This window comes from Brevundimonas sp. PAMC22021 (assembly GCF_019443405.1).
Classification (GTDB): domain Bacteria; phylum Pseudomonadota; class Alphaproteobacteria; order Caulobacterales; family Caulobacteraceae; genus Brevundimonas.
Window position 1 is genome coordinate 1,002,684 of record NZ_CP080376.1, and the last position, 23,193, is coordinate 1,025,876.

Here is a 23,193-nt window from a genome sequence, read left to right on the forward strand (position 1 = left end):
AAGTTGCAGCGATCAGCCGTGGAGGACTGGCTCTCCGACCCGTTTGCGTTTCTCGGTTTCCACGACGGATCGGTGCGGACCTACCAGCCGGGCGCGGCTGCGGTGGAGGTCATCGCCCGCGCAAACGGTCGCGTCGTCAGCCGGCTTGAAGAGGTCTCGCCAGGCCTTTTTGTCGGATCGATGAAGAAGCCTATCGCCTATCGCCTGCGGGTGATCTGGCCCGGCGGGGTGCAGGATACGGAAGACGCCTACGCCTTCGGTCCCGTGCTGGGCGAACTGGATTTGCACCTGTTCGGCGAGGGATCGCACTTCGAACTTGCGAGCCGCATGGGCGCGGCGCCCGTGGCGCACGAGGGCTGCAAGGGCGTGGCCTTCTCCGTCTGGGCCCCGAACGCCCGGCAGGTGTCCGTCATCGGAGAGTTCAACGCCTGGGACCGGCGGCGCCATCCGATGCGCTCGCGCGGATCATCCGGCGTCTGGGAGCTGTTCGTTCCGCGTCTGCAGCCAGGAGAACGCTACAAGTTCGCGATCACCGGTGCAGACGGCGTGGTGCGGGAGAAGGCCGATCCGCTGGCGCGCGCGACCGAGACGCCGCCCGCCACAGCCTCTGTCGTTGCCGCGCCGCCCGCGCATCGCTGGGGCGACAAGGCCTGGATGAAGGGCAGGGCGGATCGTCATCATCCCGGCGCGCCGATCTCGATCTACGAGGTCCACGCCGCCTCGTGGCGCAAGCCTTGGCGCGACTTTCCCGAGGCGCACAGCTGGGACGAACTGTCCGAACAACTGATTCCCTATGTGCGGGACCTGGGCTTCACCCACGTCGAGCTGATGCCGATCGCCGAGCATCCGTTCGGCGGGTCCTGGGGCTACCAGCCGCTGTCGCAGTTCGCGCCCTCGGCCCGGTTCGGTCCGGTGGACGGCTTCGCCCGTTTCGTGGATCGCTGCCACCAGGCCGGGATCGGAGTGATCCTGGACTGGGTGCCCGCGCACTTCCCCAGCGATGCGCATGGGCTCGCCTTCTTTGACGGCACGGCCCTGTACGAGCACGCCGATCCCAAGGAAGGCTATCACCCCGACTGGAACACCCTGATCTTCAACCTGGGGCGCAGCGAGGTTCAGGGCTATCTGATCTCCTCGGCGCTGTATTGGCTGGAGACCTTCCATGTCGATGCGCTGCGGGTCGATGCGGTGGCCTCGATGCTGTACCGCGACTACAGCCGCAAGGAAGGCCAGTGGACGCCCAACGTCCACGGCGGGCGCGAGAACCTGGAGTCGGTCGCCTTTCTCCAGCGCCTGAACACGATCGTCGCCGAGCGCTGTCCGGGCGCCATGACCATCGCCGAGGAGTCCACCGCCTGGCCGGGCGTGACCGCGCCGGTCGAGAACGGCGGGCTGGGCTTTTCCTACAAGTGGAACATGGGGTGGATGAACGACACCCTGCGCTACATGGAGCGCGATCCGCTGTATCGACGCTGGCACGGCGGCGACATCGGCTTTGGCCTGGTCTACGCCTTCAGCGAGCGGTTCGTCCTGCCGCTCAGCCACGACGAGGTGGTGCACGGCAAAGGCTCGCTGATCGAGAAGATGCCGGGCGACGCCTGGCAGAAGCTCGCCAATCTGCGCGCCTACTTCGCCTTCATGTGGGGCCATCCCGGCAAGAAGCTGCTGTTCATGGGCGGGGAGCTGGCGCAGCCGCGCGAGTGGAACCACGATCGCGAGCTGGATTGGGGCCTGTTGCAACAGCCCGAGCATGCGGGCGTCCAGCGGCTGGTCGGCGATCTGAACCGGCTCTATGCGCGCGAGGGCGCCCTGCACCACACCGACGCCGATCCTCGCGGCTTCGAATGGATCGTCGAGCATGATGCGGCGAGCAGCGTGATCGTGTTCCTGCGCCGGTCGTTCCATGGCGGGGCGCCGATCATGGTGGCGCTGAACATGACGCCGGAGGTGCGCCGAGGATACCGCGTCGGGGCGCCGGAGGCGGGCGAATGGCGCGAAATCCTGAACACCGATGCTGAAATCTACGGCGGTGGGAACATCGGCAATGCCGGAGCCGTTCGGACGGCGCCTCATCCCTGTCACGGTCGGGAGCAGTCGCTAGAGCTGACGCTGCCGCCTCTGGCCGGGGTCTTCCTGAAGTACGAAGGACCGCCGCTTGAACCTGTTGCCTGACCGGCTTCTGCCGGGCTCCGCCTTTCCGCTTGGCGCCACCTTCGACGGGCTGGGCGTCAACTTCGCCGTCTTTTCCGCCAACGCCGACCAGATCGACCTGTGCATCTTCGATCCGTCGGGGAAGCGCGAGATCGCGCGCTATCCGTTGCCGGAATGGACCGACGAGGTCTGGCACGGCTACCTGCCCGAGGTGAAGCCGGGGCTGCTGTACGGCTTTCGCGCCCATGGGCGATACGAGCCGGAGAAGGGGCACCGCTTCAATCCCAACAAGCTGCTGATCGACCCCTACGCCAAGAAGCTGCACGGCACGGTGCGCTGGACCGACGCGCTGCACGGCTATCGCGTCGGATCGCAGAAGGGCGACCTCAGCTTCGACAAGCGCGACAGCGCGCCGGCGGTCCCAAAGGCGGTGGTCAAGATCGACGCCTTCGACTGGACAGGCGATCAGCGGCCGAACACGCCGTGGGACAAGACGGTGATCTACGAGGCCCATGTGAAGGGCCTGACCAAGCTGCTGGAGGACGTCAGCCCGCCCGAGCGCGGCACCTTTGCGGCCCTGTCGCACCCGCGCGTCATCGACCACCTGCACAAGCTGGGCGTGACGGCGCTGGAGCTGCTGCCCATCCACGCCTTCGTGCAGGATCGCTTTCTGCAGGAAAAAGGGCTGGCCAACTATTGGGGCTACAACACACTGGCCTTTTTCGCGCCCGAGGCCCGCTACATGGCGACCGGCAGCGCCGACGAGTTCCGGCTTGCCGTGCGCAGGCTGCACGCCGCCGGGATCGAGGTTATTCTGGACGTGGTCTACAACCACACAGCCGAGGGCAGCGAGATGGGTCAAACCCTGTCGCTGCGTGGCCTGGACAACGCCACCTATTATCGGCTGCAGGACGACAATCCCCGCTACTGCGTCAACGACACGGGCACGGGCAACAGCCTGAACATGTCCAAGGCGCGCGTGGTGCAGATGGTCGCCGACAGCCTGCGCTATTGGGCCGAGAGCTTCCGCATCGACGGCTTCCGCTTCGACCTGGGCGTGACCCTAGGGCGTGACGGCAACAAGGGCTTCGATCCCGGCGCCGCCTTCTTCGACGTGCTGCGTCAGGACCCGGTGCTGCAGAAGCTGAAGCTGATTTCCGAGCCCTGGGACATCGGGCCGGGCGGATACCAGTTGGGCAACCATCCCCCGTCATTCGCCGAATGGAACGACAAGTACCGCGACACCACCCGAAAATACTGGAAGCGCGATTCCAGCCAGAGACCGGACCTGGCGGCGCGTTTGTCGGGCTCGGGTGACCTGTTCGACCGACGCGCACGGCGGCCGTGGGCCAGCGTCAACTTTCTGTCGGCCCACGACGGCATGACCCTGGCCGATGTCGTCAGCTATGACGAAAAGCACAACGACGCCAACAAGGAAGACAATCGCGACGGTCACAGCGAAAACCTGTCGCACAACTGGGGCGTCGAGGGGCCGACGGACGATCCCGACATCAACGCCTATCGCCAGCGGCTGCAGCGTTCGATGCTGACGACGCTGTTCGGCTCGATGGGCACGCCGATGCTCCTTGGTGGCGACGAGTTCGGCCGCAGCCAGGGCGGCAACAACAACGCCTATTGCCATGACGACGAACTGAGCTGGTTCGACTGGGATCAGGCGAACTCCGAGGACGGGCAGGCGCTGTCGGCCTTTGTTGGTCGTCTGACGGAGGTTCGCCGCGACCTGCCGCCCATCCGCTCGGGACGGTTCCTCTATGGCGAGCCGGTGCGCGACGGCGTGCAGGACATCGAATGGTGGGACGAGCGCGGCATGCAGCTGTCCGAGGACGATTGGCGCAACGCCGAAGGGCGCGCCCTGGTCATGCGGCGCTCTCACCTTGACGACGACGGCCGGCTGGAGAGCGTCAGCCTGCTGCTGAACAGCTCGCACGAAGACCTGGATTTCCGGCTTCCCGAGCAGGACCTGTCGCATGTGGTTCGCATCGACAGCGCGGATGTGGATGTGCGCGACCTCGAACTCGAGGCCGACGTGTACCGGGTCATGAGCGGGGCTGCGGTGATCGTCACGTCGCGCGAGCGCGCGGCGTGAGCGGGCAGAACCTTCGCGCCGGCGCCCGGCTGATCGCACCGGAATGCACGCGATTCCGCCTGTGGGCGCCGGACCTTTCGCAGGCGGCGCTGGAAGTTGAAGGCCGCGAGGCGCTGCCGATGACGGCGGGCGAGGACGGCTGGTTCGAGGTCGAGGCCGAAGTGCGAGCGGGCGCCGCCTACCGCTATCGCGTGGCGCCCGACCTCGCCGTGCCCGACCCGGCTTCGCGCGCTCAGGACGGCGACGTCAACGACGCCAGCCTGGTGGTCGATCCGGACGCCTATCGCTGGCGGATCGAATGGGCCGGCCGGCCATGGGAAGAGGCCGTGATCTGCGAGGTGCATTGCGGCGTGCTGGGCGGCTTCTCCGGCGTGGCCGATTACCTGCCGCAGCTGGCGGACCTGGGCGTGACCGCCGTGCAACTGATGCCCGTCAACGACTTCTCGGGCCACAGAAACTGGGGGTACGACGGGGTTCTGCCCTATGCGCCGGATGCGGCCTATGGCTCTCCGGATGACCTCAAGGCGCTCGTCGACCGGGCGCATGAACTCGGAATGATGATCTTCCTCGACGTGGTCTACAACCACTTCGGGCCGGACGGGAATTATCTGAACACCTACGCCAGCCGCTTCTTCCATCCAGAAAAAGAAACCCCCTGGGGCGCCGCCATCGCCTTCGACCGCGAGCCGGTGGCGCGGTTCTTCATCGACAATGCCCGCTACTGGATCGAGGAATTCCGCTTTGATGGCCTGCGGTTGGACGCCGTGCACGCCATTGGCGACGATGCCTTTCTGGATCGCCTGGCCACCGAGGTGAGGGAGGGCGCGGGCGACCGACGGGTCCACCTGATCCTGGAGAACGAGGCGAACGACGCCGAGCGGCTCGAGCGCGCCTACGACGCCCAGTGGAACGACGACTTCCACAACGTCATGCATGTGCTGCTGACGGGCGAAACCAGCGCCTATTATCAGGATTTCGCCGACGACGCCGAAGAGCGGCTGGCCCGTTGCCTGGGGGAAGGTTTCATCTATCAGGGCGAAGGATCGCCGAACCACGACGGCTCGCCGCGCGGTAAGCCGAGCGCGCATCTGCGGCCGACCGCCTTTGTGTCGTTCCTGCAGAACCACGACCAGATCGGCAACCGCGCCATGGGCGAGCGGCTGACCCACCTGGTGGATCACGAGCGGCTGAAGGCGGCCGTGGCGCTGCAGCTGCTGTGCCCGCAGATCCCGCTGATCTTCATGGGCGAGGAGACGGGCTCGACCAGCCCCTTTCTGTTCTTCACCGACTTCCACGACGAGCTCGCCGACGCCGTCCGGGAAGGTCGCCGCAAGGAGTTCGCCAAGTTCGAGACCTTTGCCGATTCGGAAGCGCGCGAGCGCATCCCCGATCCGAACGCGCCGTCGACCTTTGAGATGTCCAAGGTCCGGCCGGGCGAGGACGCCGACGGCTGGCGCGATCTTTATCGCCGGCTTCTTACCCTGCGCCGCGAGATGATCACGCCGGGCTTGTCAGGCGCGAAATCGGCCGGAGCGCAGGTGCTGGGCGACAAGGCTGTCGCGGCCGCCTGGACGCTGGGCAATGGTTTTCGGCTGAGCCTCGCCCTGAACCTGGGCGAGGAGGCGGTCGCCTTCGCCGATGCGCCCGCCGTCGAGCCGGTATTCTCCATCGGAGACACGGCCACGGATGGCCGGATCGCCCCGGCCTGTCTGCTGGCGTGGCTGGAGCCGGTGGGGTGAGCCAGGCGGACCTGCATGCGCTGGCGACCGCCGCCGGACTGGTGATAGACTGGGAGGACGCGCAAGGGCGGGACCAGCGCGTGTCCGACGCGTCGCTGCGCGCCATCCTGACCGCGATGGGCTTTCCCTGCGACAGCGCCGGGGACTGTCGAGAGAGCCAAACGCGGTTGGCGCAGGACGCCGAGCCGGCCCTGATCACCGCCGTCGCGGGACAGACGCTGGAGCTGCCGCGCGGCGCCTCGTCCGGGCGGCTGATCCTCGAAAGCGGAGAGGTCCTGGACGTCGCCCCAGGCATGAAGGCGCCGAACACCGTCGGCTATCACCGTCTCGATCTGGGCAGCCGCGAAGTGACGCTGGCCGTCTGCCCGCCGCGCTGCCTGACGGCGCGGGATGTTCTGGGTCGCAAGGGCTGGGGCGCGACGGTGCAGCTCTACAGTTTGCGCGACGATCGGCCGACACCTTCGGGCGACTTCGGCGCCCTGGCCGACTTCGCTGCACGGATGGGGAGAGCAGGCGCGGACGCCGTGGCCATCAGCCCGGTCCACGCCCTGTTCCTAGCTGATCCCGATCGCTACAGCCCCTATTCCCCCTCCAGCCGGGACTGGCTGAACCCGCTCTTCGCCGATCCGGCCGTGATGCCGGGGCACGAGCGCGAGAGGCACGATGGCGACCTGATCGACTGGCGCGCGGCCAGCGAGGTCCGGGTCGCGGCCTTGCGCGAGGGGTTCTCGACCTTCGACGGCGACGACCGTTTTGACGCCTTCCTGCGCGAGGGCGGCGAGCCGTTGCGCCAGCATGCGCTGTTCGAGGCGCTGCACGCCCGCTTCTTCGCCTCGCACGGCGCGGGCGGCTGGCAAGGGTGGCCGCTAGAGTACCAGAGGCCCGACAACCCGGCCGTTCAGGCGTTCGCCCGCGAGCACGCCGACGACGTGCGCTTTCACCTATTCTGCCAGTGGCTCGCCGATCTTGGGCTGGAAACGGCGCAAGCGACGGCGAAAAATGCCGGCATGGGTCTGGGCCTGATCGCCGACCTGGCCGTGGGGCTGGATCCTGGCGGTAGCCACGCTTGGGCGCGGCGCGATGAACTGCTGGATGGCTTGACGCTTGGCGCGCCGCCGGACGCCTTTCAGGCGGCGGGGCAGGGATGGGGCATCACCAGCTTTTCGCCCACGGCCCTGAAGCGAACGGGCTTCGAACCGTTCATCCGCACGGTGCGTGCGGCGCTGCGGCACGCCGGCGGCTTGCGGATCGACCATGCGCTGGGCCTGAACCGGTTGTGGGTGCTGCCGGACGGGGCCTCTCCGCTGGAGGGCGCCTATCTGGTCAATCCGCTGCAGGACCTGCTGCGGCTGTGCGCGCTGGAGTCTCACCGCGCCGGCTCGGTCATCATCGGCGAGGACCTGGGCGTGGTGCCCGACGGCTTGCGCGACACGCTGGAGGCGCACGGCCTGCTCGGCATGCGCGTCCTGCCGTTCGAGCGCGAAAAAGACGGCGCACTCAGGAGCCCTGACGATTGGGACCCGCTGGCCGCCGCCATGACCTCGACCCACGACCTGGCGCCCGTCGCCGGATGGTGGAAGGGGCGCGACATCGACTGGCGCGAGCGGCTCGGCGCCGGCGGCGATCGCCAGGCCGAGCGCGAGGAGCGGGCGGACTACCGCGACGCCTTCTGGGACGCGGCGGTCGAGGCGGGCGTCGCCACCGGCGATCAGCCGGACGCCAACGCGCCCCAAACGGCCGTCGACGCCGCCGTCGCCTATGCGGCCGCCAGCGCCTGCGAACTGGCGCTGATCCCGGTCGAGGACCTGATCGGACTGGACGAACAACCGAACCTGCCCGGCGTGGTCGAGGTGCATCCCAACTGGCGTCGTCGCCTGCCGACCGCCACCGAAACCCTGCTCGAACAGCCGCGCGTCGCCGCGCGCATCGAGCGCCTGAACGCCGAAAGACCCCGATGACGCCACGCGCCACCTATCGCGTCCAGTTCCACGCCGACTTCACCTTCGCTGACGCCGAACGCCTGGCGCCCTACTGGGCCGGGCTCGGGATCAGCCATGTCTATGCGTCGCCGATCGCCACGGCGCGAAAGGGCTCGATCCACGGCTACGACGTGGTCGATCCCATGACCATCAATCCGGCGCTGGGCGGCGAGGAGGGCTTCCGTTCGCTGGTTGAGACGCTGCGGCGGCACGACCTGGGCGTCATCCTCGACATCGTGCCGAACCATGTGGCCGTCGGCGGCGACGACAATGAATGGTGGCTTGATGTTCTGGCGAAGGGTCCGGCCAGCGCCTACGCCCGCTTCTTCGACATCGATTGGAACAGCGGCGATCCTGCGCTGGAGGGCAAGCTGCTGGCGCCGTTCCTGGGCGGCCCCTACGCCGAGGTGTTGGCGTCCGGCGACCTTTTTGTCGAAGCGGAGCCCGAGCGAGACCGGATCTCGGTCGTCGCATACGGCTCCCATAGATTTCCCATCCGGCGCGAAGACCATGCCGCCGTACTGGGCGCGGCGGGTGCGGATCGTCTCGAGCACACAACGCCGGAGGCGCTGGCGCGCGCCTTTGACGGCAAGAGCGAGACGGGCAAGGCGGCTCTGCACGAGCTGCTGGAGCGGCAACACTATCGCCTGGCGCATTGGCGCACGGCGGGCGACCAGATCAACTGGCGGCGCTTCTTCGACATCTCGGAGCTGGCAGGCCTGCGGATTGAGGACAAGGCGGTGTTCGAGGCGGTGCACGCCCTGCCGCTTCGCCTCTATGCTGAGGGCCTGATCGACGGCCTGCGCATCGACCACGTCGACGGGCTGGCCGACCCGGCAGCCTATTGCCGCCGGCTGCGTCAGCGCCTGACCGAGCTTGAGGCGCAGCGCCCCGCAACGGCGTCCAGCGGGCCCGCCTATCTGGTGATCGAGAAGATTCTGGCGGTGGACGAGCCGCTGGCCTCCGACTGGCTGACGGACGGCACGACCGGCTACGACTTCATGAACGACGTCTCGGCGGTGCTGCATGATCCCGCCGGCGCCGGGACCCTGGATGCGTTGTGGACGGAGATCAGCGGGCGCACGGCGGACTTCCATGCGGAGGAACGGCTGGCGCGCGGCGAGACGCTGGACCGGAGCTTCGCCGGGCAGCTGGACGCGTGCGCCGCCGCTTTCGAGCGGCTGGCGCGCAGCGATCTGGCGACGCGCGACCTGACGCTGGCTGGGTTCCGGCGAGCCGCGCGCGCCATGATGACAGTGTTTCCGGTCTATCGCACCTATGGCGTAGGCGACGCAGCGCCGGGCTCGGACGCCGCGATCCGGGAGGGTGTCGTCGCGGCCGCCATCGATCTGGCGGGTCCGTCGGACGCCGAGGCCATCCGGCAGATCGCCCAGTGGCTGGCGGGCGAGGGCGGCGGCGATGCGGACCTGAAGGCGGACGCCGTCAGGCGATTTCAGCAGCTGAGCGCGCCCGTGTCGGCCAAGTCCGTCGAGGACACCGCTTTCTATCGCTTCGGGCGCCTGCTTTCGCGAACCGACGTCGGGTTCGATCCGGCGCGGCTGGGCGCCTCGGCCGAGGACTTCCACGCGGCGGTTCGGGCGCGGGCGGCGACCCACCCTCACGCCATGCTGGCCACCGCGACGCATGATCACAAGCGCGGCGAGGATGGTCGGGCGAGATTGGCCGTGCTCAGCGATCTGCCCGACCTGTGGGCGGAGGCTGCGCGGCGTTGGCAGGCGTCGGCGCCTCTCGACGGTGTCTCGCCCGGCGACGCCTATCAGCTGCATCAGGCCATCGTCGGCGCCTGGCCGCTGGAGCTTTCGGCGTCCGATGCAGAAGGCCTGTCGACGCTGCGGGATCGGCTGGCGGGCTGGCAGCAGAAGGCGCTTAGGGAAGCCAAGCTGCGGTCGTCCTGGGCGATGCCGGACGAGACCTATGAAGGTGCGTGCCGCGCCTACCTGGACGTGTTGCTGGCGCCCGGCAGCGCATTCCTGACGGAGGCCGTGCCGTTCATCGAGCGGATCGCGCCGGCCGGCGTGGCCAAGAGCCTGGCCCAGACGCTGTTGAAGCTGATCGTTCCGGGCGTGCCGGACGTCTACCAGGGAACCGAAGGCTGGGACTTCAGCCTGGTCGATCCGGACAACCGTCGGCCCGTGGACTACGCCGCCCGAGAGGCGTGGCTGGGCGCAGAAGGCGACGCGGGAGGCTGGCGCGACGGGGCGGGCAAGGCGGCGCTGATCGCCAGGCTGCTGCACGAGCGCAGACGCCATCCGGAGTTGTTCGCGTCTGGCGACTACGAGCCGCTGACGCTGGAGGGCGCACGCGCAGACCAAGCGTTGGCCTTTGTCCGTCGTCACGGAGGCGTGGAGTTGCTGGTGGTCTGCGCCACTCGCGCGTCCGAAGCGTGCGTTCAGGCCAAAGATGCGGACCCAAGCATCGCTTGGTGGGGCGATACGCGGGTCGCCGGACGATCCGTGTCGGAGATCACCAAGGGCGAAGTCTTCGGCTGGCGACTGGACGGCTGAATAAGGAAGGGGCGGAGCTTTTCAGCGCCGCCCCTGTCCGTTCACTCTGCGACCGCGCGCTGGAGGGATTGCTCTTCCTCCGCGTGCGAGAAGACCGCGCCGCGCTCTCGTCCCGCCGAGGCGGCTGGTCGACCCAGCGACACATAGTCGATGCCGGCGGCGGTCACGTCGTTGGGGCTATACAGGTTTCGGAAATCCACCATCAGGCGCCTGCGCATCCGACCGGCCGCGCGGGCGAGATCCAGCTTGGCGAAGTCGTCCCATTCCGTCAGCACGACCATAACGTCGGCCCCGTCGAGCGCATGATAGGCGTCGCGGCAGAAGACGGCGCCCGGCAGCATAGGAGCGGCGGCGTCCATCGCCTCGGGGTCAAAGGCGCGCACCGTGGCTCCGCGCGCCTGCAGTTCCGGGATCAGGTCCAGCGACGCGGCCTCGCGCATGTCGTCGGTGCCGGCCTTGAAGGCGAGACCCAGGACCGCAATCGTCTTGCCCTGCAGGTCGCCGGCGACGGCGGCGACTCGCGCGGCCAGGCACCGCTTGCGATCCGCATTGGCCTCTTCCGCCGCCTGCACGACCCGCAGGCGCACGCCAGACTGGGCGCCGGTGCTCAGCAGGGCTTTGGTGTCCTTGGGGAAGCACGAACCGCCATAGCCGGGACCGGGCTGCAGGAAGCGTCCGCCGATGCGCGGGTCCAGGCCCATGCCCTCGGCGACCTTGAGCGCGTCGGCGCCCACTTCCTCGCACAGGTCGGCCATCTCGTTGATGTAGCTGATCTTCACCGCCAGAAAGGCGTTGGACGCGTATTTGATCAGCTCCGACGTGCGACGTTCGGTCAGCAGCAGGGGCGCGCCCTGACGCGTCAACGGCTGATAGACGGCCGCCATCACCTCGCGGGCGCGCGACTCGTCGGCGCCGACGACAATGCGGTCGGGCTTCAGGAAGTCGCCGATGGCGCAGCCTTCGCGCAGGAACTCCGGATTGGACACCACGGCGAAGTCCGCGTTCGCGCGACGATGCTGGATCAGCCGCTCGACCTGGTCGCCGGTGCCGACGGGTACGGTCGACTTGGTCACCACGACGGTGAAGCCGGTCAGGCAGTCGGCGATCTCTTCGGCCACCGCGTGAACAAAGCGCAGGTCCGCATCTCCGTTGGCGCCCGGCGGCGTTCCGACGGCGATGAAAACGGCCTCGGCGTCTCGCACGCCGTCGGCCATCCGGGTCGAGAAGGTCAGGCGCCCTGCCGAACGATTGCGGGCGATCAGCTCGGGCAGGCCGGGTTCGTAGATCGGGCAGCCGCCGTTCTCCAGCAGGGCGATCTTGCTGGCGTCGCGGTCGATGCAGACCACGTCATGGCCGACTTCCGCCAGACAGGCGCCGGTCACCAGGCCGACGTAACCCGTTCCGATGATCCCGATCTTCATGCGGCTTCCTCCGAAACTTCGACCGGCAGGGCGGGCGCGGCGCGGCGAGGCGCGTAGCGGCTGACCATGTCGGCGCAGAACTGGGCGTATTCCTCCGCGACCTGCGGAGGGCTGGTGTGGTGAGGCTCGACGCCACGATGCTCGGGCGTAAAGCAGAAGGTGACCGTCGTGTCGAACGGCGCCAAGGCTTCCATCTGGCGGTCGAACCACTCCAGCGCGCCTTCACGGAAGCTGTCGGCCCACGAAATGCCCGTGCGCACGTGGCGAACGCCCAGGTCGCGCATGATCCCGACGGCCTCGTCCAGGCGGTGGTCATGATAGTGGAACCACTGGCACAGGCCCATGTCGGCGGCGTAGGGTCGATAGGCTTCAAGCGCGGCCTTGGGCGATCCGTCCTCGCGCAGCAGCCCCATGTGGAAGTGGCGGTAATAGGAGGAGCCTTCCGCCTCCTTGTGCCGCGTCGTGGCCCCCCACGCCTGGGGCAGGTCATAGAGGCTGTACCAGAAGATGCGCGGCGCCTGGCCGATCAGCAGGTCGGCGGTTTTCTTGACGCCCCAGGCCTGCACCTCTTCCGATCCGAAGGCGGAGACGCCGACCTCGGTGACCCAGACGGGCTTGTCGACGACGGCCCGGATCTCCCCGACCTTGGCCGGCCATTCGTCGATGGACCACAGGTTCCAGTCCAGCGGGAAGCCGTGGACGGCCACGACATCCACCGCCTCCATCACGCCGCGAGCTTCCAGCCTGCGGAGAAAGCCGGGATCGATCGGGGACATGCCGCCCAGCACGCGCGTGACATCGGGATTGGCCTCTCCGATCGCCTGACCGGCCAGGCAGGTCATGTTGGCGAACAGGCTCCATTCGGGATCGAGGTTCGGGTCCCAGTGCGACTTGTTGTTGGGCTCGTTCCAGATCTTGACGGCTTCGATCATCCGGCGAGGTCTCCAGTCTCGGTCATCACGCCCTGCGCCGGATAGACGGCGCCGGCTTCGGTCGGCCGCGTCGTGCGGCGGCACAGAAAGACTTCGCTTTCGGGATGGTCGACGATTTCAAAGCCGGAACTTCTCAGCATGGCCGCGCTGCACGCCGCATTGGGCGTCCACCAGTTGGTCCAGTCGTGAGCGTACTCGTGCTCGATGAAATGCATCTTGGGGTAGCCGGGCTCGTCGAAATGCTGCGTCTCGTTGAAGTCGTAGTCGGCCTGAACGGGATAGGCGGCCTTTGAACCTCGCTGCATCGACTGAAACAGCAACAGATCGTCCGCCACATGCTCAAAAATCAAGTCGAGCGCCAAAAGCGGATGACGCAGGTGATAAAGCACCCCCATGAAGATCACCAGATCGAAGCGTTCGCCGAGCGCGGCCAGGTCATAGACCGACAGCTTGCGGAACTCGATGTCTGCGCCTTCCACCTCCGCCGCCAGACGCGCCTGGTCCAGATAGCGGTCGTCGAAATCGACCCCCAGCACCCGCGCCGCGCCGCGCCGCTTCATCTCGAGCGAGTAGAAGCCGGCGTTGCAGCCGATGTCCAGCACGCTCTTGCCGGTCATGTCGGCAGGCAGGGCATGGGCGAAGCGCCTGAATTTGCTGGCGGGATAGCCGGGCAGAAAATGGTCCGGCGCGGTGCGCACGCCGTTCAGGTCCATGTCGTGGAACCAGGGCGACAGGGCATCGACCCTCTGGCGAATCTGGTCGGTGGTCAGGGTCATCAAGGCGTCTCGTTCAATCCCTGGAGCTTGAGCCCCCATGCGTCCGCCGAGAGCGTTGTGATCGATCCTGGCGACACTTCGAACCGGTCGTGCGAGCGCATTGACAGCCCCAGGCTCAAGGCCACTACGCTTTTGATCACATCGGCATGGCTGACCGCCACGACCGCGCTTGCGCCGCTTCGCGCCACGTCTTCGAGCCAGCAAGAGAGACGCAGCTGAACCTCCAGCATCGTCTCGCCCCGCGGCGCGCGCGCCTGATCGCGCTCAGCGTTCCAGCGGCGCCATCCGGGCTGGTGATCGAGGTCCGCGAAGGTCGCGCCGTTCCAATCACCGAAGTCGATCTCGTTCAGCGCAGGCTCTTCGATCCGCGGCGCGCCGCAGGCGCGGGCGATCGGCTCGGCCGTCTGGCGGGTGCGCTCCATCGGGCTGGCGTAGACGGCCTCGACGTCCTTGTTCGCGAGACGGCGGCCGACCGCTTCGGCTTGGCCCAAGCCGGCTTCGCCCATCAGCACGCCGGGCGTTCGTCCGCAGAGCCGGCCGCCAAGTTGATCATGAACGCCGTGTCGCACGAGATAAATCGTGGTCACGAGACCAGGCGCGGCGGCCTTGGCACGTCAACGCCTTCGATGAAGCGTTCGGTGCGCAGCCGCGCCTCCTCGTCGGTGAACTGCTCGGGCGGCGACTTCATGAACCAGGCCGACGGACCCACCAGCGGCCCCGAGACGCCGCGGTCCATCGCCAGCTTGGCGCAGCGGATCGCGTCAATGACGACGCCCGCGCTGTTGGGGCTGTCCCAGACCTCGAGCTTCAGTTCGATGTTCAGCGGCACGTCGCCGAAGGTGGTGCCCTCCAGCCGGATGTGCGCCCATTTGCGGTCGGTCAGCCACGGCACATGGTCGCTCGGGCCGACGTGAACGTCGTCGGCGGGCAGGGGGACGTCCAGCTGGCTAGTCACCGCCTGGGTCTTTGAGATCTTCTTGGAGTGCAGGCGCTCGCGCTCCAGCATGTTCTTGAAGTCGGCGTTGCCGCCGAAGTTCAGCTGGTAGGTGCGGTCCAGCCGCACGCCGCGCTCACGCATCAGATTGGCCAGCACGCGGTGCACGATGGTCGCGCCCACCTGGCTCTTGATGTCGTCGCCCACGATCGGCAGGCCACGCTCTTCGAAGCGACGCGCCCAATCCTTGTTCGAGGCGATGAAGACGGGGATGCAGTTCACATAGGCGCAGCCGGCCTTGAGCGCCTGTTCGGCATAGTATTCCGTCGCCTGCTGGGAGCCCACCGGGAGGTAGGAGACCAGAACGTCCGTGCGGCTTTCGCGAAGAACCTCGGCCACATCGACCGGCGCCTCGTCCGATTCCTGAATGTCGCCGGCCATGTAGAGGCCTATGCCGTCGAAGGTCGGGCCGCGCGAGACGCGAACGCCCGTGCCTTCGGGCTTGGCGAAGCGGATGGTGTTGTTCGGCGCGGCGAAGATGGCCTCCGACACGTCCCGCCCGACCTTGCCCGCATGGATGTCGAAGGCGGAGGCGATCTCGAGATCGCCGACGTGATAGCCGCCGAGTTCGACGTGCATCAGACCGGGCGGCGGTTCGTTGCTGGTCGCCGCCGCATAGTGGCTGACGCCCTGCACCAGCGAAGAGGCGCAGTTGCCCACGCCGACAACGCCCACGCGCACCTTGTTTCTGCTCATCACGCCCCCTTCATGCGACCGTACGGCTCATCGCTCACGGCGCAGCTTGACGAGGAAAGTAGATGCTGGCCCGATTGGTTCCATCGATCCGCATACAAACGATGCGTGACGGTTAGATGCGCTCGGCCGAGGAGCTTCATCTTCTTCCGGAACTAAGATGAAGCTAAGCCGTTCAGATGGCTGAAGTCACCAGATTTCCAGAGCTTGCGCAAGGCCGATGGCCGAACGCGTGCGGAAAGAAAGGCGACAACGAATTCACGTTTCGGAGGTCCCCGTGGCGGACACAGTTCTTATCACCGGCGGCGCGGGGTTCGTCGGCCGGCATGTCGCCCGGGCGATGCTGGAGCAGGGTCACAAGGTGCGTGCTCTCGATAGCCTGATCGAGCAGGTCCACTCCGGCGGCGGACGGCCGGACGACCTCGACCCTGAGGTGGAGCTGATCGTCGGCGACATCCGCGACGAGGACAAGGTTCGCCAGTCGCTGAAGGGCGTGGACAAGGTGCTGCACCTCGCCGCCGAGGTCGGCGTCGGCCAGAGCATGTACCAGATCGACCGCTACACCTCGGTCAACGAGTACGGCACGGCGGTGCTGTTCCAGCAGTTGATCGACAATCCGGTGAAGCGGGTCGTGGTCGCCTCGTCGATGAGCATCTACGGCGAGGGCCTGTACGAGACGCAGGACGGCGAGCTGATGCAGGACGTGGTGCGCGGCCCGCGCAACGCCGACGGCACCTGGGATCCCAAGGACGCACAGGGACGTCCGTTGATCCCCATGATCACGCCGGAAACCAAGCAGCCGGCGCTGAAGAGCGTCTACGCCATCAACAAGTATGTGCAGGAACGCCTGACCCTGACGCTGACGGCGCAGTACGGCATGGAAAGCTGTGCTCTCCGGCTGTGGAACATCTATGGACCGGGTCAGGCGCTGTCGAACCCCTATACCGGAGTCCTGGCGATCTTCGCCTCACGCATCTCGCACGGCCAGCAGCCGATGGTGTTCGAGGACGGGCAGCAACGCCGCGACTTCGTGCATGTTTCGGACGTGTCCAAGGCTTTCCTGCTGGCCATGGACAAGCCGGAAGCCAATGGCGAGGTGTTCAACATCGGTTCGGGCGTCGATCGCACGGTGGAAGACGTAGCCAGATTGCAGGCGGCCTCCATGGGCCGCTCGGACATTCAGCCGCTGATCACCCAGCAGGCGAGGGCGGGCGACATCCGCCACAACATCCCTGATCTGTCGAAGGCGCGCGATCTGCTGGGCTATGAGGCGACGCAGGACTTCTCGGCGGGGCTGGAGGAGCTGGCGGAGTGGGTGGCCAGACAGGAGTCGCACGACAAGGTGGACGAGGCTCGGCGCGAGCTGGAAGCCAGGGGTCTGGTCGCCTGATGGCTCGTGGGGGGCACGTTCTGATCACCGGCGGGGCCGGCTTCATCGGCTCGAACCTCGCCGACCGGTTGGCGAGCGACCGGTGTCAGGTCACGGTGATGGACACTCTGGCGCGACCGGGGGTCGAGCGGAATCTGAGTTGGCTGCTGTCGCGCCACGGGGATCGGGTGCGGCATCTGAACGCCGACATCCGCGACGAGGCCGCGGCTGCTCAAGCCGTGGCCGAGGCCGACGTCGTCTTCCACATGGCGGCCCAGGTGGCGGTGACCACCAGCCTGGTCGATCCGCGCGAGGACTTCGAGATCAACCTGGCCGGTACGCTGAACCTGCTGGAAGCGGCGCGTGGTCGGCGCGTGCCGGTGATCTACGCCAGCACCAACAAGGTCTACGGCGATCTCGCCGACATCGCGCTTGAACTCCGCGACGGCGCCTGGGCGCCGGTGGATCAGTCGTTCCGGGAACGCGGCGTCGACGAGCGGCGGCCGCTGGATTTCCATACGCCCTATGGCTGCTCCAAGGGGGCGGCGGACCAGTATGTGCTGGACTACGCCCGTTCCTTCGACGTGCCGGCCTGCGTGCTGCGGATGAGCTGCATCTATGGCCCCCGCCAGATGGGGACCGAGGACCAGGGCTGGGTCGCCCATTTCCTGATCCGCGGGCTGGATAACGACACCATCACCCTCTACGGCGACGGGCGCCAGGTGCGCGACATCATGCACGTCCGCGATGCGGTTCAGGCCTATGTCTCGGCCTGGGAGCGGATCGAGCAGGTCAGCGGACGGGCCTTCAACCTGGGCGGCGGGCCGTCGAATGCGGTGTCGTTGCGGCAGTTGCTGGGGCACATGCAGGGTCTGATCGGCCGTGACGTCTCGGTCGCCTTCGAGGACTGGCGCGCCGGCGACCAGCGATACTTCGTCGCCGACGCTTCGGCCGCGCACGAGGCCTTGGGACTGGATGCGCCCATCGCCTGGCGTGAGGGTGTGGCCGAGCTCGCCACGTGGCTCCGGGCCGAACGAGCCTCGCCGGCGCAGCAGACGGCGGCGGCATGAAGCGCCGGCCGGGCCATGTCCTGTTGACCACCGATGCGGTCGGAGGGGTCTGGACCTATTCCCTCGATCTCGCGCGAGGCCTGGCGCATCATGGCGTGCGCACGACCCTGGCCGTCATTGGGCCGGAGCCTGGACCCGCCCAGCGCGCCGAGGTTCGCCAGGTCGGCCTGACCATGATCCAAACGGGCTTCCCGCTCGACTGGTGGGGCGTGGGCGCCGCCGAGATCGTGCGCTCGGGCCAAGCCATCGCGCGGTTCGCCGACGAGGCCGGCGTGGACGTGGCGCACCTGCACGCCCCGTCATTGTCGGCGGAGGCGGATTTCGGCGTGCCTGTCATCGGCTCGTGCCATTCGTGCCTCGCCACCTGGTGGAGCGCAGTCAAGGGTGGGGAGATGCCGTCGGACTTCCTGTGGCGGACCGAGCTGCTGTCGCGGGGCTATGCGGCGTGCGACGCCCTGATCGCGCCCAGCCGGAGCTTTCGGGACGCCACCTCAGCGCGCTACGGCGTCGATCCCGCGGCCGTTCTGAATGGTCGTGGATCGGCGCGCCTGGCTCCTGGCGGACGGCGCTCGGGCGTGCTCACCTCCGGACGGCTGTGGGACTCGGGCAAGAACGTGGCGGCTCTGGACCGCGCGGCCGCGCGGATGCGCACGCCCGTGGCGGCGGCGGGCGCCGTCACCGGCCCTCACGGCGAGACGATCACGCTTTCGCATATCGAGAGCCTCGGCCACCTGGGCGCGGCGTCGCTCGCGGAGCGGCTGAACCAGACGGCGGTCTTCGCCTCGCTGGCGCTCTATGAGCCGTTCGGACTGGGCGTCTTGGAGGCGGCGCAGGCGGGATGCGCCCTGGTGCTGTCGGACATCCCAACCTTCCGCGAGCTCTGGGACGGTGCGGCAATGTTTGTGTCTCCACGCGACGAGGCTGAAGCGGCGCGGGTGTTGGATGCCTTGGCGTCGGACCCGGCCGAGCGGTCTCGACTGGCCAGAAAGGCGAGGGCGCGGGCGCAGCTCTACACGCTACAAGCGTCGGCCGATGGCACGATGGCCGTTTACATTGAAGCGATGGCGGCCGGCGCCCCGATGCGGGAGGTCGCGGCGTGAAGGTCGTCTATTTCACCCACTCGCTTGAGTCCTGCTGGAACCACGGCAACGCCCACTTCCTGAGGGGCGTCCTGCGCGACCTGATCGCGCGTGGACACGAAGCGGCGGTGTGGGAGCCGCGCGACGCCTGGAGCCGCGAGAACCTGGTGCGCGACCATGGCGTGGATGGGCTTCAGCCCTATCGCGCCGCCTATCCTGAACTGACGAGCCAAAGGTTCAATCCGCCAGCCGATCTCGACCGGGCGCTCGACGGCGCCGATCTGGTCTTGGTGCACGAGTGGAACGATCCGGCCCTGGTCGCGGCCGTCGGCGAGGCGAGGGCGCGGGGCGGGCGCTTTACCCTGCTGTTCCACGACACCCACCACCGCGCCGTCAGCGAGCCCGAGGGCATCAAGGCGTTCGACCTGTCGGGCTACGACGGCGTGCTGGCGTTCGGAGAGACGCTGGCGGAGGTCTACCGCCGCTGGGGCTGGGAGGGGCGCGTCTTCGTTTGGCACGAGGCGGCGGACATCCGACTGTTCCACCCGCCGGGCGAGGAAGGCTCGCGCGACGGCCTGATCTGGATCGGCAACTGGGGTGACGGCGAGCGCACGCGCGAGCTCGAGACCTATCTTTTCAAGCCGGCCCATGACGCGGGGCTGATGCTCGACATCCATGGGGTTCGCTATCCGGCCGAGGCGCTGGCGACGCTTAGCCGCTACGGCGTGCGCTATCATGGCTGGATGGCTAATGCGGCGGCGCCCGCCGCCTTCGCCCGCCACCTGGCCACGGTGCACGTGCCGCGTCGCTTCTATGTCGAACAATTACCGGGCATTCCGACCATCCGCGTGTTCGAGGCGTTGGCCTGCGGCATCCCGCTGGTCAGCGCGCCGTGGAGCGATAGCGAGGGCCTGTTCACCGTGGGCGAGGACTTCCTGATGGCGCGCTCGGGTGAGGCGATCACGCAGGCCCTGACCGACCTGAAGAAGGATCCCGCTCTGCGCCAGGCGCTGACGTCGAAGGGGCTCGAGACCGTTCGCGCCCGGCACACCTGCACGCACAGGGTGGATGAGCTGTTGGCAGTGTACGAGCGGCTGAACGGCGTCTCGGTCTCGGCGCAGCCAGCGCTGGAGACCGCCTGATGAAAATCGCCTTCTACGGCTCCAGCCTGCTCAGCGCATACTGGAACGGCGCGGCCACCTATTACCGCGGCATGCTGGGCGAACTGGCCAAGCGCGGCTGGGAGATCGTCTTCTTCGAACCGGACGCCTTTGACCGGCAGCAGCACCGCGACATCGATCCCCCGGACTGGGCGGAGGTCGTGGTGTGGGAGAACTCGCTGGACGCCTGTCGTCAGGTGATGACGCGCGCGGCCGAGGCCGACGTGGTGGTCAAGGCGTCGGGCGTCGGCGTGTTCGATGACGAACTGCTGGGCGTGTTCGACCATGCGCGGCCCGATGCGCTGACCATCTTCTGGGACGTGGACGCGCCGGCGACCTTGGCCGAGATGCGCGCCGATCCGCAGCACGCGTTGAAGAAGGCGCTGCCCGGCATCGACCAGGTGCTGACCTATGGCGGCGGGCCTCCGGTGATCGAGGCGTACCTGGCCGTGGGCGCGCGGGCGTGCCGGCCGATCTACAATGCGCTTGATCCCACGACCCACCATCCGGTCGAGAAGGAGACGCGGTTCTGCGTCGATCTCGCGCTTCTGGCCAACCGACTGCCGGACCGGGAGGCGCGGATCGAGCGCTTCTTCTTGGAGCCCGCGGCCATGCTGCCGGACCGCACCTTCCTGCTGGGGGGCAACGGCTGGCATGACAAGCCGATGCCGGCCAATGTGCGCACACTGGGCCACGTCGGCACGGGCGATCACAACGCCTTCAACGGCTCGCCGCTGGCGGTGCTGAACGTGGCGCGCGACAGCATGGCCGAAGTGGGCTTCTCGCCCGCCACCCGCGTGTTCGAGGCGACCGGCGCCGGCGCCTGTCTGATCACCGACTGGTGGGAAGGCATCGAGCAGTTCCTGGAGCCCGACGTGGAGGTGCTGGTCGCCCGCGACGGCGCCGAAGTGGCCGAGCATCTGAAGCGCCTGACGCCCGAGCGCGCCCGCGCCATTGGCGAGGCGGCGCGCCAGCGCGTGCTGCGCGACCACACCTATGCGCAGCGGGCGGAGGAGGCGGACGCCCTGTTCCGCGCGCTTCTGGACGAGCGGCGCGAGAGATCGGCGGCATGAGGATCGTCGTCCTCGGTCTCAGCCTGGCCTCCTCCTGGGGCAACGGTCATGCGGTGACCTATCGCGCCCTGCTGAAGGCCATGGCGGCGCGCGGGCACGACATCCTGTTCCTGGAGCGGGAGGTTGCCTGGTACGCGGGCGATCATCGCGACCTGCCGGAGCCTGATTTCTGCAGGCTGCACTTCTACCAGGACCTGCAGGACCTCAAACGGTTCGCCGGCGTGGTGCATGGCGCCGACGCGGTGATCATCGGCTCCTATGTGCCGGACGGCGTGGCGGTCGGGCGCTGGGCAAAGGCGGCGGCGCGCGGACCCGTCGCCTTCTACGACATCGACACGCCGGTCACCCTGGCGCGTCTGGCGAGGGGAGACCGCGAATACCTCGGACCCGAGCAGATCTCGGAATACGACGTCTACTTCTCCTTCACCGGCGGCCCGACGCTGGAGCGGCTCGAGCGCGAGTTCGGATCGCCGGCGGCGCGGGCGCTGTTCTGCTCGGCCGATCCGGAAGCGTACCGTCCGCTGGAAACGGCCAAGCGGTGGGACCTGTCCTATCTCGGAACCTATAGCGAAGACCGTCAGCCGACGCTGGAGCGTCTGCTGATCGAACCGGCGCGTCGCATGCCGGAGCGGCGCTTCGTGGTGGCGGGACCCCAGTACCCCACCGACATCGACTGGCCGGCGAACGTCGAGCGCATCGAACACCTCGCGCCCGCCGACCACCCTGCCTTCTACAACGCCAGCCGCTTCACCCTGAACGTCACGCGCGCCGACATGATCGAAGCGGGCCACAGCCCCTCGATCCGCCTGTTCGAGGCTGCGGCCTGCGCGACGCCCGTGATCTCCGACGTTTGGAAAGGCCTCGACCAGCTGTTCACTCCGGGCGAAGAGATCGTGCTGGCCCGATCATTTGAAGATGTGGAGGCGGCGCTTTCGGCGTCAGATGAGCAGGCTCGCGCCATGGGTGCGGCCGCACGTCGCCGCATCCTTGCCGCCCATACGCCCGTTCATCGGGCACAGACTCTGGAGCGTGAACTGGCCGCCGCCATTCGACGCAAAGACATGATCCGTCAGGAACGACCGATGCAGACCCCGTTCGCCGCCCCGCATGCCGCCAAGACCATCCTCGTCGCCGGTGGCGCAGGGTTCCTGGGCTCGCACCTGTGCGACCGTCTACTGGATCAGGGGCACAGGGTCGTCTGCGTCGATAACCTGCTGACCGGCGACATGGCCAATCTGGAGCACGCCCGGAACCGGCCGAACTTCGAGTTCATCCACCACGACATCGTCCAACCTTTGCCCGCCAGCCTGGCCGAGCGCGAGTTCGACGAGATCTACAATCTGGCCTGCGCGGCCTCGCCGCCGCTGTACCAGGCCGATCCCGAGCATACGATGCTGACCAGCGTCATGGGCACCCTGCACCTGCTGCGGCTGGCCGAGCGGACGAACGCGCGCTTCCTGCTGACGTCGACCAGCGAAATCTATGGCGATCCGGAGGTGCATCCGCAGCCGGAAACCTATCGCGGCAACGTCAATCCGACCGGCCCGCGGGCCTGTTACGACGAGGGCAAGCGGGCGGCCGAGACCCTGTCCTTCGACTATGATCGGATGGGCAAGGCCGTGGTTCGGGTGTGCCGCATCTTCAACACCTATGGCCCACGACTGTCCGCCGCCGACGGGCGCGTCGTGTCGAACGTGGTCAGCCAGGCGCTGAGCGAGCGCGACATCACCGTCTTCGGCGACGGCAGCCAGACGCGTTCCTTCTGTTATGTCGACGACATGGTGGGCGGGCTGATCGCGCTGATGGCCTATGAGGGGGCGCAGCCGGGACCGATCAACCTGGGCAACCCTGTGGAGCTGACCGTCAACGAACTGGTGGAGACGGTGCTGAAGCTGACCGGCTCGCGCTCTCAGGTCGTGCGCCGGCCGCTGCCGATCGATGATCCGCGCCGTCGCCGCCCGGACATCGACAAGGCGGCCGAAGTGCTGGACTGGCGCCCCGCCACCCCGCTTGAAGAGGGGCTGCGCCTCACCGCGCGTTGGTTCGACGCCGAGGCCGGGCACCTGCGCAACGATCCGCTGCCCGAAGCGGTCGGCGCCTGAGCTGAAAACGACAAGGCGGCGCG

The 23,193-nt window shown here is 67.8% G+C and carries 16 protein-coding genes; 11 read left to right on the forward strand and 5 right to left on the reverse strand.

What is annotated here, in order from left to right:
- The first annotated feature begins 3 nt into the window (after window positions 1-3).
- From glgB to treY, 5 genes are read left to right on the forward strand one after another with little or no spacing between them, the layout of a single operon-like run.
- A complete protein-coding gene (gene glgB, locus KY493_RS04880; RefSeq protein WP_219897855.1) occupies window positions 4-2,172 on the forward strand; it encodes a 1,4-alpha-glucan branching protein GlgB in 2,169 nt (722 codons plus the stop codon).
- Window positions 2,156-4,258, forward strand: a complete 2,103-nt coding sequence (gene glgX / locus KY493_RS04885) for a glycogen debranching protein GlgX (protein WP_219897856.1) — start codon at window positions 2,156-2,158, stop codon at window positions 4,256-4,258. The genes glgB and glgX overlap by 17 nt, the downstream gene beginning before the upstream one ends.
- Window positions 4,255-5,997 carry a malto-oligosyltrehalose trehalohydrolase gene (gene treZ / locus KY493_RS04890; protein WP_219897857.1) on the forward strand — a complete coding sequence of 581 codons (1,743 nt, stop codon included), beginning with the start codon at window positions 4,255-4,257 and terminating at the stop codon, window positions 5,995-5,997. Before glgX ends, treZ begins: the two co-directional genes overlap by 4 nt.
- Window positions 5,994-7,955, forward strand: a complete 1,962-nt coding sequence (gene malQ / locus KY493_RS04895; RefSeq protein ID WP_219897858.1) for a 4-alpha-glucanotransferase — start codon at window positions 5,994-5,996, stop codon at window positions 7,953-7,955. The genes treZ and malQ overlap by 4 nt, the downstream gene beginning before the upstream one ends.
- Complete coding sequence (gene treY / locus KY493_RS04900) at window positions 7,952-10,501, forward strand: malto-oligosyltrehalose synthase (RefSeq protein WP_219897859.1); 2,550 nt, start codon at window positions 7,952-7,954, stop codon at window positions 10,499-10,501. The genes malQ and treY overlap by 4 nt, the downstream gene beginning before the upstream one ends.
- A 41-nt stretch (window positions 10,502-10,542) precedes the next feature.
- Here treY and KY493_RS04905 read toward each other — a convergent pair whose 3' ends face one another.
- Genes KY493_RS04905 through KY493_RS04925 form a run of 5 tightly spaced genes read right to left on the reverse strand, consistent with a single transcriptional unit; the run spans window position 10,543 to window position 15,320 of the window.
- Window positions 10,543-11,922 carry a UDP-glucose/GDP-mannose dehydrogenase family protein gene (locus KY493_RS04905; protein WP_219897860.1) on the reverse strand — a complete coding sequence of 460 codons (1,380 nt, stop codon included), beginning with the start codon at window positions 11,920-11,922 and terminating at the stop codon, window positions 10,543-10,545.
- Entirely contained in the window at window positions 11,919-12,854 is a 936-nt protein-coding gene (locus tag KY493_RS04910) for a beta-xylosidase (protein ID WP_219897861.1), read from the reverse strand. Before KY493_RS04910 ends, KY493_RS04905 begins: the two co-directional genes overlap by 4 nt.
- The gene (locus KY493_RS04915) at window positions 12,851-13,630 is read right to left on the reverse strand and encodes a TIGR04290 family methyltransferase (protein ID WP_255568040.1); all 780 of its coding nucleotides are present in this window, start codon (window positions 13,628-13,630) and stop codon (window positions 12,851-12,853) included. Before KY493_RS04915 ends, KY493_RS04910 begins: the two co-directional genes overlap by 4 nt.
- Window positions 13,630-14,217, reverse strand: a complete 588-nt coding sequence (locus KY493_RS04920; RefSeq protein ID WP_370627356.1) for a histidine phosphatase family protein — start codon at window positions 14,215-14,217, stop codon at window positions 13,630-13,632. The genes KY493_RS04915 and KY493_RS04920 overlap by 1 nt, the downstream gene beginning before the upstream one ends.
- Entirely contained in the window at window positions 14,214-15,320 is a 1,107-nt protein-coding gene (locus KY493_RS04925; protein ID WP_219897864.1) for an inositol-3-phosphate synthase, read from the reverse strand. Before KY493_RS04925 ends, KY493_RS04920 begins: the two co-directional genes overlap by 4 nt.
- 274 nt (window positions 15,321-15,594) lie before the next feature.
- On the opposite strand from KY493_RS04925, the gene KY493_RS04930 reads away from it, so the two are divergent.
- The 6 genes from KY493_RS04930 to KY493_RS14455 are packed head-to-tail and all read left to right on the forward strand — an operon-like array spanning window position 15,595 to window position 23,170.
- Window positions 15,595-16,707 carry an NAD(P)-dependent oxidoreductase gene (locus KY493_RS04930; protein ID WP_219897865.1) on the forward strand — a complete coding sequence of 371 codons (1,113 nt, stop codon included), beginning with the start codon at window positions 15,595-15,597 and terminating at the stop codon, window positions 16,705-16,707.
- Window positions 16,707-17,756 carry an SDR family NAD(P)-dependent oxidoreductase gene (locus KY493_RS04935; protein ID WP_219897866.1) on the forward strand — a complete coding sequence of 350 codons (1,050 nt, stop codon included), beginning with the start codon at window positions 16,707-16,709 and terminating at the stop codon, window positions 17,754-17,756. Before KY493_RS04930 ends, KY493_RS04935 begins: the two co-directional genes overlap by 1 nt.
- Entirely contained in the window at window positions 17,753-18,856 is a 1,104-nt protein-coding gene (locus KY493_RS04940) for a glycosyltransferase family 4 protein (protein ID WP_219897867.1), read from the forward strand. The genes KY493_RS04935 and KY493_RS04940 overlap by 4 nt, the downstream gene beginning before the upstream one ends.
- The gene (locus tag KY493_RS04945) at window positions 18,853-19,977 is read left to right on the forward strand and encodes a glycosyltransferase (RefSeq protein ID WP_219897868.1); all 1,125 of its coding nucleotides are present in this window, start codon (window positions 18,853-18,855) and stop codon (window positions 19,975-19,977) included. The genes KY493_RS04940 and KY493_RS04945 overlap by 4 nt, the downstream gene beginning before the upstream one ends.
- Entirely contained in the window at window positions 19,977-21,068 is a 1,092-nt protein-coding gene (locus tag KY493_RS04950; RefSeq protein ID WP_219897869.1) for a glycosyltransferase, read from the forward strand. Before KY493_RS04945 ends, KY493_RS04950 begins: the two co-directional genes overlap by 1 nt.
- On the forward strand, window positions 21,065-23,170 hold the full coding sequence (locus KY493_RS14455) for a bifunctional glycosyltransferase/UDP-glucuronate decarboxylase (RefSeq protein ID WP_255568041.1): 2,106 nt from the start codon (window positions 21,065-21,067) through the stop codon (window positions 23,168-23,170). The genes KY493_RS04950 and KY493_RS14455 overlap by 4 nt, the downstream gene beginning before the upstream one ends.
- Window positions 23,171-23,193 lie beyond the last annotated feature (23 nt).